The following is a 13056-nucleotide window of genomic DNA, read 5'->3' on the forward strand; positions in this document are numbered from 1 at the left end:
ATGTATAAAATCCTATATAAAATTTAAAACTTATAAGATTTTGTTATTTTGTTGAATAGGTTATTTTAAAAATATAAGAAATTGATTTTTATGTAGTACTTTTTTTTAAATAATATTTCAGTTATCCACATTCCTATAATAACTAATATAATATATATATTTATATATATTATTATTATGCACTGTGGAAATGTGGGAATATTGATGAATAAAGGGTTTGCTAGAGAATAACTTGTGGAAAACTTTTGTTGATTTTGTGGAAAACTTTTTTCAACAATATTATCCACACACTTATCAACATCAAATGTGGAAAACTAAATTAAATGTGGAAAAGCTGTGGAAAATCCCTAAATATAAGGATATAAATTTTTGTGGAAAAGTAAAAAAAAAATAACATAACTATTGTAAATATCAGATTAATAGATATTTTTTTCATGTGGAAAAGTATGTGGAAAACTTTTTCCCAAAATCTTGATTATTTATTTTATATATGTTATAGTTAAATCAAATTAGAGGTTAAACGATAATGACTTTATTATAAATTGATAATATAAAGAAGGGAAATAGCAGATGGATGTCGTGAAATTGTGGGAAAAAGTAAAAAAAATTATGAAAAGGAAGATTAATGAAGGAGAGTTTGAACTTTTTTTTGAGAATGTAAAGGCAGTAAAAATAGAAGATAATGTATTTACACTTACTTGTAATTCCAAATTAATAAAGGAAAGTGTGGAAAAGTATAAAAGCCAGATGGAAGAAATTGTGGAAATTGTGACAGATGAGGAAATTAAAATGAACTTTGAAGTAAAAAAACAGGATGTAATGTTGTATAAATCTGAAACACACAGACTTCCAAAGGAAACAAGGGAAAAAGCTCCAATTCATACCGGATTAAATCCTAGACATCGGCTCGATAATTTTGTAGTTGGGGAAAACAGCAGGTTAGCATACAATGCATGTCTTGCAGTTGTGAAAAATCCGACTGTTTATAATCCGCTTTTCATCTTTGGAAGTTCAGGGCTTGGAAAAACTCATCTTATGCAGGCTGTGGGAAATGCAATTTTAGAAAAGGATCCAACAAAACGAGTTTATTATTCCACTTCAGAAGAATTTGCAAATGAGTTTTTTAAAGTTTTAAATAGTGGACGGATTCAGCATTTTCGTGATACCTTTCGTGCTTTAGACGTGCTTCTTTTAGATGATATACAATTTTTTGAAAAGGTATTTGGACGTGGAGAAGGAACTGTGGAAGAGGAGTTTTTCCACACCTTTAATAAATTGCAGGAACTGGGAAAGCAAATAATAATGATAAGCGACAAGTCGCCAAAAGAAATAAAGAATCTGTCAAAACGTTTAGAATCAAGATTTTTGTCAGGCTTAACTGTGGAAATACAAAGTCCAGGTTATGAAACTCGCATGATGATTTTAAAAAATATGGCTGAAGCACAAGGAATCGAGATAGATGACAGCATCCTAGAATATATTTCAGATTCTTTAAATACAAACGTAAGAGAGCTGGAAGGAACACTGACGAACCTTAATGCAAGGGCAAAACTTCTAAATGAACAAATAACATTGGAATTGGTACAGGAAATGCTTATGCACAATGTAAAGCGGGAACAATCTAAGGTGACAGCCCAAAAAGTAATAGAAATGATTTCTACACATTATAACGTTAGCGTAGCCGATATGAAATCTAAAAAACGTCAAAAAAAGATAGTTGAAACAAGACAAATCGCAATGTATCTCTTAAAAAATAACGATGATTTAGATTTAAGCCTAACTGCAATAGGTGGACTTTTTGGTGGAAAAGACCATAGCACAGTTATAAGCAGTATTAGAAAAATTGATAAAAAAACAAAAGAAGATATTGTTTTTAAGAAGGAAATTAATACATTAAATAAGAAGATATTCAAGAAGTAATTGTGTAAAAGGTGTGGAAAACTTTGTGGAAAAGTCATGTAAAAAAATCTAAAATTTTCCACAGTGGAAAAAGTTTTCAACAATGTTAATTTTTATAAATATTTATTATCAAGATAATTATATTATAATTAATTAAAAAAATAAATTTTAAGATTGTGGAAAAATAAAAATCAATTATCCACAGTATATTGAAAAGTTTTCCACAAAAATTGTGGAAAAAAGATTGTTAAGATTATTGATTAATACTAGTATTGTGGAAAAGTAAAATTATATTGTGTAAAACTAAAATTTAGTTATCCACATTGTTAAAAAAAGTTATCCACATTTGTGTATAAACAGATTTAATTAATTTTTGATTAAATATAAGTGGTTGAAAAATTATATAAATAAAAAATATAAAAAGTTTTCCACATAGATGAAAATTATATTCACAATATAATGTGGAAAAATGATTAGTCATAAAAGTTAGTAAAGATAAGGATAAAATATAATTGTGGAAAAAATGTGGAAAAGATTGTGGAAAAAGTTTTCCACAAAAAAAATGAGTTTTCCACAGAAAAATTAACCATTAATTTTATTAATGATTAAAAAAAAATAGAAGGAGAAAAGAAAATGAAAAATATAGATAGTGAAATTGAAGAAATTACGATAAATACTGAGTTTATAAAATTGGATCAGCTTTTGAAATGGGCAAACTTTACAGGTTCTGGAGTGGAAGCAAAAATGTTTATTTTGAATGGAGAAGTGAAAGTAAATGATGCTGTGGAAACTAGACGTGGGAAAAAAATTTATGATGGGGATATTGTGGAGTTTGCTGGAGAAAAAGTTGTTGTAAGGGCAAGACATTAAATAGTTTGCTGATTTACTAAAAAGACAAATAGTTGTGAAAGTAGGCTGTGGAGAATATAAGGGGAGATTTTTATGAAAAAAGGTATAGGAATTGGAGTAGAAGATTTTAGTGAAGTAATAAAAGAGAATTGTTATTATATTGACAAAACAAAATGGATAGGAGAAATTTTAGAGGATAAATCAAAAATAAAGCTATTCACACGTCCAAGAAGATTTGGGAAAACGCTTAATATGTCGATGTTAAAATATTTTTTTAATGTTGAAAATAAAGAAGAAAATAGAAAGTTATTTAATGGACTCGATGTTGAAAAGTCTGAATATATGTCTGAACAGGGACAATATCCAGTGATTTTTATTTCATTGAAAAGCATAAAGGCGAAAACTTGGGAGGAAGCAATACAGGAAATTAGACTGCTAGTTTTAGAATTGTTTTCTGAATACAAGTATCTTTTGGAAGACTTGGATGAGTATGATTTGCCTAGATTTAAGAAGTATTTAATGGGCAATGCAGATTTTTCTGAATTAAAAAATGCCTTGCTGTTTTTAACTAGAATATTATTTCAGAAGTATAAAAAAGAAGTTATCTTATTAATTGATGAATACGACAGTCCTTTAATTTCTGCTTATGAACATCATTATTATAGTGATGCCGTCGCATTTTTTAAAGTATTTTACGGAGAAGCACTGAAAACTAACCAATATTTAAAAATGGGAGTTATGACTGGAATTATAAGGGTTATTAAGGCTGGAATATTTTCTGACTTGAACAATCTAAATGTTTATTCTATTTTAGAAAATGAATATTCCGAGTTTTTTGGTTTTAATCAGGGTGAGGTTGAAGAAACTCTTGAATATTTTGATGTAAAGTATGAACTTTTTGATGTTAAGGCTTGGTATGACGGTTATAAATTTGGTGATTCTGATGTGTATAATCCTTGGAGTATTTTAAAATTTTTAAAATCTAAAAAAATTGGTTCTCACTGGATTGATACTTCTGGGAATTTCTTGATTAATCAGATTTTGAAAAATACAGATTCTGAAATTATGGAAACTTTGGAAGCTCTTTTTAATGGAGAAACTGTTGAAGAAAATATCGGTGGTAATTCTGATTTATCTAGTTTATTGGGGCAAGAGGAAATTTGGGAACTTCTTTTATTTAGCGGATATTTGACTATTAATGAAAAAATTGGGGAAGACTATGAGGATGTGTATTCCTTGAGATTGCCTAATAGGGAGGTAAGGGAGTTTTTTAGGAAGAAATTTATTGATGTAAATTTTGGGGAAAGTAGTTACAGATAGTTATAGTGTGAAGGGAAAGAAATAGCGATGTATTTGGATCAGATTAGTTTTAATAACTTTCGTTGCCTTGTGGATGGGAAGTTGAAGTTTGACAGGTATTTTAATTTAATATATGGGAAAAATGGACAGGGGAAGACATCGCTTATTGAGGCTGTCCATTTTTTGGCTACGGGGAAAAGCTTTAGGACTAAGAAGGTTAAGGAGATTCGCAAGTATAATTTGAACAGGCTGATTGTGTTTGGGAAGTATAGACATAAGGATTTGTCGGAAAATGCTATTGCTATTGATGTGAATGAGGATAAGAAGGACTTTTATATTGATAGGGAAAAAAATAAATATATAAATTATGTGGGGCTACTTAACATTATTTCGTTTATTCCTGAAGATATTGAGCTGATTATTGGGAATCCTGGTGTTAGGAGAAACTTTTTTAATTATGAGATTTCGCAGGCAAAAAAGGAGTATTTACAGTCGATTGTGAATTTTGAGAAAATATTGAAGGTGCGGAACAAGCTTATAAAGGAAAAAAAGACTGGCGAGGAAATTTATAAGATTTATAACGAAAAATTTATAGAGGAGGGGCTGAATATTGTTTTAAATCGGCAGGAGTTTATAAAAAAAATATCAATTTTATTAAACTTGAATTATCGTAAGTTATTTGATGAAAATTCAGAATTAAAATTAAAATATGACTGTTTTCTTGGAGATGTGGAAAAGAAGACTAGGGAAGAATTGAAGGAAAAATTTGAAATGTTATGTAAAAGGAAAAGCGAGAGGGAAAAGTTTCTTGGATACAGCCTGCTTGGCCCTCAAAAAGATGATTTTATCTTTGAGCTGAATGGGAAAAATGCAAAGGCATATTCTTCACAAGGGGAGAAAAAATCCATAATATTCTCGCTAAAAATTTCAGAAATTGATATTTTAATAAAGGAAAAAAAGGAGTATCCGATATTTATAATGGACGACATCGCTTCATATTTTGATGAAGTCAGAAAAAAAAGTATTTTAAGTTATTTTGCAAATAAAAAAATCCAGTGTTTTATAACTTCGACAGAGGATTTGGGAATAGAAGGGAAAAAATTTATTGTGGAAAAGGGAAAAGTTGTAGAAAAAAAATAAATAAAAGGGTTGAGAAATGGAAGAAATTAAAGAATTAAAAAGTTTGGCATTAGAGGCGATTGAAAAGCAAAGTTCACTTTTAAAAAATGAGAAATATATTTTTTTGAAAATTAAGAAAAGTTGGAAGCAAATTGTAAATGGTCCAATTGGTGAAAAAACTTATCCGAAGGGACTATTTAATAGAAATTTGATTGTAGTTATTAATGATAATGTTATTTATCATACAACAATAATGTGTAAAGAAGTTATAAAGGAAAAAATAAATACTTTCTTGAATGGAGAATTTGTGGAAAATATAGAGTTTATGAAAATAAATTATAAAGTAAAACGTGATTTATTGGATGAACTTATTGAAAATGAGGAAAATAGAGGGACAATTCGAATTGGGGAGATTCCAAAAGGGAATGTTAGGAAAAAAGAAGTAAATATTGAAGCAGAAAATAAAATTACAGGAAGAATAGAGGATATTATACTTTCTTCAGAGGAAATTAAGGAAATTCATGAGAATATTGATAAAATTGATGAAAAATATGAGGACATTGCTAGAAATTTGGAAAAAATTGCAATAAAATTGAAAAAAAGAGAAAAATATTTGAAAAGTATTGGATATATAGAGTGTGAGAATTGTAAAATTCTATTTTTGCAGGAAAGTAATGAAAAAATGTGTTTTGAGTGCAGAATGAATGAGAAAAATCAGAAATTTCAGAAAATAACAGATTTAATAAGAAATAAACCGTATATTTCAGAAAAACAGGCAGTCCGAATGACAAATACCGATAAATCCACATATTATAAGGCACGGGATATTTTGGCACAGCAGACTTACAATGATATGCTTTATTACTGCCTTGAAAAAAACAGGGAAATTTCTTTAAATGAGGATTATGAGTTTGAAATTCGGAGTGAGTCAAGGGAAGATGTGGAAAAATTTATAAAGAATTATGTGGATTATAAAGTCGGGAGTGATAATGAGGAGGTTTTTAAGATTGAGAGAAAGTGGGCTTTGAGAAGGTTAAGAAAGGATATGAAATTTAGGCTTGAGAATAGTAGGAGATATTGATTTTATAGCAAAATTTTTTTAAAACATATTTCAATATCATGATTTATTCGGATTAATATTATTACTCATTTAGAGAGTAAATGTTTAATAAATTTTGAATTATACACTATTTATCAAGAAATTAAAACTTCTTGTTTTCAATACAGTTTCTATTTTTTTATGGGATTTAGTATTAGATTATTTGTTTAATAACAGTTTTTACTATTTTTATTATGTTTTTTCTTTTATTTTCACAGGATTGCTCATTGCCGCAAATCCTTATCTTGCAATGAAGGTTCATTCTAATAATTAAAATTGTGGCAAGAATCGCTACGTAATACCTATGGCTAGACTCTGACTTTTATTTGCCCAACTCTGAAATTCCTCATTCTAGTCATCAGGCAGTCGTAGTTGAACAAATAAGAGCTCCGTCGGTTTATTAAAACTAAAAAATATGTTAAAATGATATATCTTAACTATTTGATAAAAAAATTGAAAGAAGGTAAAAAAGGAAATGAAGAAAATATTTTTAATGATTGGAATACTCTTGGGAATTAATGGATTTTCAGATAAGAATATTAATAAAGATAATGTGAAAATAAAACAGTCTGTGATTGCTACAACGTATACTTACCCAGATGGAAAAAATTCATTTTGGAATGATATTTTGATACTGGGGAAAGAGAAGGTTCCTTATGTACTGATAAATCCAAATAATGGTGCAGGAAAAAAGGTAGAAGTGAATTATGCAGCTCAGATTAAAAAAAATAAGGAAGCTGGGATAAAAAATATTGCTTATATTCCGACAAATTATCAAAAGAGAAATATTGGGAAAGTAAAAGATGAAGTTGACAGATATTTGGAATTTTATGGCAAAGATAATATAAATGGATTCTTTTTTGATGAAATTGCTTCGGATACTTTGCAACAGGTAAATTATATGAAGGAAGTTTTTGATTATGTGAAAAATAAGTCTAAAAATAATTTCGTGATTGCCAATCCAGGAGCACCGATTACTGATGCGATTTCACCTTATGCGGATATTTTTGTAACAAGTGAGGTAAGTGCAAATGTGTATATTAACAAATTTGAGAAGCCGAAATCTAATTTTGAGAATAATAAGGCAAATGCAAAACATATTTGGCATATTGTGCATAGTGCTAATCCTAAGGACTATGCGGAAATTATAAGGTTATCAAAAGAGAGAAATGCAGGATGGCTCATGATAACAGATGATGTTATGCCAAATCCTTATGACAGGAAGCCATCTAAATTTGTGGAAATGGTAAATATGGTAAATATGGTTAATGATTAATTTTTATTATTGTTATTTAGGTTTTTTAAAAGAAAAAATATAAAAAATACTGTATTAATGAAATTTTATAGACTTTTAAAAATTATAAAAGAATTTAAACATAAATGGAGAAAAAATGTATATTAAAGAATTATTGAAGGAAGCGGATAAGTCAATAGAAAATTATAAGTATAATGATGCACTTGTGTATTTGAAGTCAGTGCTTGAAATTGATGAGAGCAACTATTCGGCACTCATGACACTTTCCAAAATTTATACAGATTTTGGGATGTTCGAGGAAGCGAAGGAGTATGCTGAAAAATTGTATAAAAAGTATCCTGAGAGTAAGGATACGCTTTTTACGTTGGGACTTATTTATCAGTCGCTTGGGAGACTGAAAAAGGCAATTTTGCTTTATAAAAAATTTCTGGAAATAGAAAAAAATTATTTTGTGTATCTTAATATGGGAATGTCCTATGCTTTGTTGAAGTATTATAGAAAGGCAATTGAAAATATTAATATTGCGATAGAAATGGAGCCTGAAAGCTCGGAAGCGTATGTTGAAAAGGGCGATTGCCTTACAATGATGGGAAAATATGACGAGGCCATTTCTGAATATGAAAAATTGTTAAATTTTAAATTTAACGAAGTGGAGGAATTTTCACTTTATGCACGAATGGGCGATACAATGGCTTATGCGAATAATATAAAGGAAGTTATAAAATATTATAATATTGCTATAAATTGTGAAAATGTGGAAGATTATATATTTGAAGATTATTTTGAGATATTATTTAGAGCTGGAGAGTATAGTGAAATAAAGATTTTGCTTTTAAATTATGAAAACGCAACAAATGAAAATAAAAAGCTTTCACGGATAAAAATGCTGAATTTGCAAGGAAGATTTTTTGTGAAAGTTGCAGATTATGAAAGTGCACAAAAAGTTTGTGATAAAATGATAATCCTAGAGCCTGAAAATTTTCGACATTATGTGAATTTAGCTTATATTCTGGAATTACAGCATAAATATGACAGGGCACTTGAATGTGTGGATAAAATGGAAAAAATTATGGAAGATAAGGAATTTCTAAAGGAATTGAGAAAAAGAATAAGAAAAAATAAGAGAAAATTTGAAAGAGAAAAAAAGAAAAATTCAGAAGAGTAAAAAAAATTAAAAATTATGGGGATTTCAAATGGAAGAAAAAAAATATGAAGTTAATAGGAAATATGATGAAAAAAAATTGATAAATGTATTGAAAAATTTTGATAAAGCTGGGGAATATGTTGTAGAATCTGGGAGAAATGAGATAAAAAGATTTGAAATAGATTTTGAAAATAATTTGGAAAGAGTGAATTTAAAAAGGAAAAAAAATAATAAAATTGATGATTTTAAAGCAAAAAAAATGATAAATGTAAAAAAATTTAAGAGAAAGGATTTTATTACAAATTTTTTCTATAAATTTAAAGGCTCAAAGGCAAAACGTTCTTATGAGTATGCAAAAAAATTATTGGAATACAAAATAAAGACGCCAGAACCAATTGCTTATTTTGACGATTTTATGAATGAAAATAATAAAAAAAATAGTTATTATATAAGTGAAGAGTTGAAATATGATTTTACCTGCAGGGAAGTTTTTTGGCCTGAAGATATTGAGGAGGAAAAGGCTAAGCAAGGGGGAAATTACAAAATAAGCGAAGAAATGGAAAGAATGCTTACAAAAGTTGAAAAAAATCGTGAAAAAATAATAAAGCAATTTGCAAAATTTTCGTTTAATTTGCATGAAAATGGAGTGGAATTTGAGGATTATTCGCCTGGAAATGTGCTAATTAAGGATAAAAGCGGGAATTATGAATTTTATCTTGTGGATTTGAATAGAATGAAGTTTAATGTAAAATTTAATTTAAATAGAAGAATGAAAAATGTTTCGAGAATGATGGAAAACGAAAAAATAGCTAGAATTTTTGCTAATGAATATGCGAAGTATTATAAACAGCGGGAAGAGACAGTTTTTAGATATTTGAGATATTATATTAGAAAACATAAGAAATATGTAGATTTTATGGATATTACACGTCCATTTAGAAATATTTTTAAAAGGAAAAAATAAGAGTAAATGAAAGGATAAATAAAAAATGAGAAATTATGACATAATTGTTGTTGGAGCGGGTCATGCTGGGGTGGAAGCTGCTCTTGCTGCAGCAAGACATGGACTGAAAACAGCGTTGTTTACGATATATCTTGATAATATTGCGATGATGTCGTGTAATCCATCGGTTGGAGGTCCTGGAAAAAGCCATCTGGTATCGGAACTTGGAATGCTTGGCGGAGAAATGGCTAGACATATTGACAATTATAATTTGCAGCTGAAAAATTTGAATCATACGAAGGGGCTGGCTTCACGAATTACTAGAGCACAAGCTGATAAATACTGGTATAGAATTAAAATGAGGGAAATTATTGAAAAGCAGAAAAACTTGGAATTAGTTCAAGGGATTGTTGTGGATTTGATTGTGGAAAATAAGAAGGTTATGGGAGTGGAAGATAATCTTGGGATTAGATATGGGGCAAAGGCGGTTGTCTTGTGCACTGGAACTTTTTTAGGCGGAGAATATGTTATGGGGGATGTAAAGTATTCTTCAGGACGGCAAGGAGAGCCTGCAAGCGTGGATTTGCCAGATAGGCTTGCAGAATATGGATTTGAGCTGGACAGGTATCAAACTGCAACCCCTCCAAGAATTGCCAAATCTTCAATTGACTTTTCTAAAATGCAGGAATTAAAAGGAGAAGACAAACCACGATATTTTTCTTATGAAACAAAAAAAGAATATAACTCAACTTTGCCAACTTGGTTGACATTTACAACACCTGAAACTATTCGTGTGGGGCAGGAAATGCTTAAATATTCGCCCATTGTGACAGGAGTTGTAAGTACAAAAGGTCCTCGGCATTGTCCTTCGCTTGATAGAAAGATTATGAACTTTCCAGAAAAAACAAATCATCAGATATTTCTAGAGCAGGAATCTGTAGAATCAGATGAAATCTACATAAACGGATTTACGACAGCAATGCCTCCATTTGCACAGGAAGCAATGTTAAAGACAATTAGCGGGCTTGAAAATGCCAAAATTGTACGTTACGGGTATGCTGTGGAATATAACTTTGTACCTGCATATCAGTTAAAATTAACTCTTGAAACAAAAGTTCTGGATGGACTTTATACAGCGGGAACGATTAATGGAACGAGTGGATATGAAGAGGCTGCCTGTCAAGGATTTATGGCGGGAGTCAATGCTGCAAGAAAAATTTTAGGAAAAAAGGAAATTGTGATTGACAGGAGTGAGGGGTATATCGGCGTTCTGATTGATGATATAATAAATAAAAAAACGCCAGAGCCTTATCGTGTATTGCCTTCAAGAGCTGAATACAGACTGACTTTGCGTCAAGATAACATTTTTATAAGACTTTTGGAAAAAGCGAAGGAAATTGGGTTATTAAATGCTGAAAAATTAGCCGAACTTGAAAATACGTGTAAGGAAATTGAAAATGAAATTGAAAGATTGAAAGGAATTACGGTTTATCCGACTAAGGAAAATAATGAAAAATTATTTGAAATTGTAGAAAAACAAAATCAATCTGAAAGTGCGGAAGTTGAAAAAAATAGTAAAAATAGTATGAACAGCCCTGTTTCAGCCTTTGAATTTCTTGCAAGAAAAGAAATCAATTATGATAATTTAAGTGAATTTGCGGAAACTGTGGAATTATCTGATTTGGTGAAGGAGCAAGTGGAAATAAATGCAAAATATAATGTGTTTATCGAAAGGGAAAAGGCGCAGATTGAGAAATTTAAAAAACTGGAAAAAATGATAATTCCAAAGGACTTTAACTATGAAAGCGTAAAAGGGCTTAGTAATATTGCTATTTCTGGGCTTATGTATGGACAGCCGGAAACAATTGGACAGGCTAGCAGAATTAGTGGAGTTACTTATAATGATATTTCACTTTTAATTGCGATTTTGAAGAATTGATGTATAAAGTTAAATAATACTAGAGTTTGAATAGCATGGTTATGGTTTTCAAGTTCAGTTTTGATTAATTTTATTATGATATTTGAAAATTTAGGAAGGAAAAAAATGAAAGAAAGTATAAAAGAAAAAAATAGTTTAGCAGATAACAAAAAAACAAGGTTTGGAACGGAATCAATCCCAAAACTTCTGATTTCACTTGCAATACCGGCAATTATTGCCAATCTTGTAAATGCACTTTATAATATTGTGGATCAAGTTTTTATCGGGCAAAAAATCGGATTTTTGGGAAATGCGGCTACGAATGTAGCTTTCCCGCTTACGACGATTTGCCTTGCGATTGGGCTTATGACGGGAGTTGGAGCTGCGACTAACTTTAATCTAGAATTAGGGAGAAAACGTCCAAAAAGGGCAAAAAGTGTAGCAGGAACAGCGGTAACGATGCTTCTTTTAGGTGGAATTGTCCTATGCGTATTAATTAATATTTTTTTAAAGCCGATGCTGACAGTGTTTGGTGCTACAAATCAGATTTTTGACTATGCAATTGAATATACTCAGATTACATCTTTAGGAATACCGTTTTTATTATTTGCAATAGGGGCAAATCCTTTGGTAAGGGCTGATGGAAATGCCTTTTATTCAATGCTTGCGATAGTTGTCGGATCACTTGTGAATACGATACTGGATCCACTGTTTATGTTTGGATTTGATATGGGAATGGATGGAGCAGCCTGGGCAACAGTAATTGGGCAGTTTGTGTCAGCAGTTATGCTTGCTTTGTATTTTTTCAGGTTTAAAAGCGTAAAATTTGAATTAAGGGATTTTAAGATAAGAATACGGGAAATAGGGATTTTATTTGCATTAGGAACTTCGCCTTTTATTTTCCAATGTTCCGCTTTAATTATTCAAATTGTAACAAATAATCTGCTAAAGATATATGGAGCAAAATCTATTTATGGAAGTGAAATTCCTATTGCGGTTGCTGGAATTGTTATGAAAATAAATGTCATATTTATAGCAATTGTATTGGGGCTGACACAGGGAGCACAGCCTATTGCAGGATATAACTATGGTGCCAAAAAATATGGAAGAGTTTGGGAAATATTGAAATTAACGTTAAAAGTGGCATTTGTCATTTCATTAGTGGCATTTGCGGTATTCCAGTTTTTCCCAGTTCAGATAATCTCCATTTTTGGCAGCGGAAGCGAGCTCTATTTTAAATATGGAACAAAATATATGAGAATATTTTTATTTTTTATATTCCTGAACGGTGTACAAAGTGCCATTACAATGTTTTTAACATCAATTGGAAGAGCATTTCAAGGGGCTTTTTTGTCCCTTGTAAGACAAATTATATCACTTTTGCCTCTGCTCATAATTTTACCGTACTTTATGGGAGTTGACGGGATTATGTTCGCATTTCCGGTAGCGGATCTGGTGGCATTTATTGTATCGGTAATTATTTTGAAAAAGGAAATGAAAAAAATTCCGAAAATAGATGAGGTTGATTAAA

Annotated in this window: 9 protein-coding genes and 1 pseudogene; all 10 read left to right on the plus strand. The window is 30.1% G+C overall.

Translation table 11 applies throughout. The annotated features are described in order from the left end of the window. Window positions 1–570: 570 nt before the first annotated feature. The gene (dnaA, locus tag FVE73_RS00005) at window positions 571–1920 is read left to right on the plus strand and encodes a chromosomal replication initiator protein DnaA (protein ID WP_018498411.1); all 1350 of its coding nucleotides are present in this window, start codon (window positions 571–573) and stop codon (window positions 1918–1920) included. Window positions 1921–2532: 612 nt separating this feature from the next. After that, window positions 2533–2769, plus strand: coding sequence for a S4 domain-containing protein YaaA (gene yaaA, locus FVE73_RS00010; RefSeq protein WP_018498412.1), 237 nt, complete (start codon window positions 2533–2535; stop codon window positions 2767–2769). 72 nt (window positions 2770–2841) lie between these two features. Beyond that, window positions 2842–4065: pseudogene (locus tag FVE73_RS00015) on the plus strand (AAA family ATPase); the annotation flags it as partial. Between the two features lie 30 nt (window positions 4066–4095). Continuing rightward, entirely contained in the window at window positions 4096–5187 is a 1092-nt protein-coding gene (gene recF / locus FVE73_RS00020; protein WP_018498414.1) for a DNA replication/repair protein RecF, read from the plus strand. Between the two features lie 16 nt (window positions 5188–5203). Further along, window positions 5204–6247: a DciA family protein gene (locus tag FVE73_RS00025; RefSeq protein WP_018498415.1), complete on the plus strand. Its 1044-nt coding sequence runs from the start codon at window positions 5204–5206 to the stop codon at window positions 6245–6247. Window positions 6248–6740: 493 nt separating this feature from the next. Then, window positions 6741–7541 (plus strand): spherulation-specific family 4 protein, encoded by an 801-nt coding sequence (locus tag FVE73_RS00030; protein WP_018498416.1) that lies wholly within the window; start codon window positions 6741–6743, stop codon window positions 7539–7541. 115 nt (window positions 7542–7656) lie between these two features. Beyond that, window positions 7657–8685, plus strand: a complete 1029-nt coding sequence (locus FVE73_RS00035; RefSeq protein ID WP_018498417.1) for a tetratricopeptide repeat protein — start codon at window positions 7657–7659, stop codon at window positions 8683–8685. Window positions 8686–8713: 28 nt separating this feature from the next. Then, on the plus strand, window positions 8714–9628 hold the full coding sequence (locus tag FVE73_RS00040; protein ID WP_018498418.1) for a lipopolysaccharide kinase InaA family protein: 915 nt from the start codon (window positions 8714–8716) through the stop codon (window positions 9626–9628). Between the two features lie 25 nt (window positions 9629–9653). Further along, window positions 9654–11546, plus strand: coding sequence for a tRNA uridine-5-carboxymethylaminomethyl(34) synthesis enzyme MnmG (gene mnmG / locus FVE73_RS00045; RefSeq protein ID WP_018498419.1), 1893 nt, complete (start codon window positions 9654–9656; stop codon window positions 11544–11546). A gap of 105 nt (window positions 11547–11651) precedes the next feature. Then, a complete protein-coding gene (locus tag FVE73_RS00050) occupies window positions 11652–13055 on the plus strand; it encodes an MATE family efflux transporter (protein WP_018498420.1) in 1404 nt (467 codons plus the stop codon). The last annotated feature ends 1 nt before the right edge of the window (window position 13056 follow it).

It is taken from the genome of Leptotrichia wadei (assembly GCF_007990545.2).
GTDB lineage: Bacteria > Fusobacteriota > Fusobacteriia > Fusobacteriales > Leptotrichiaceae > Leptotrichia > Leptotrichia wadei.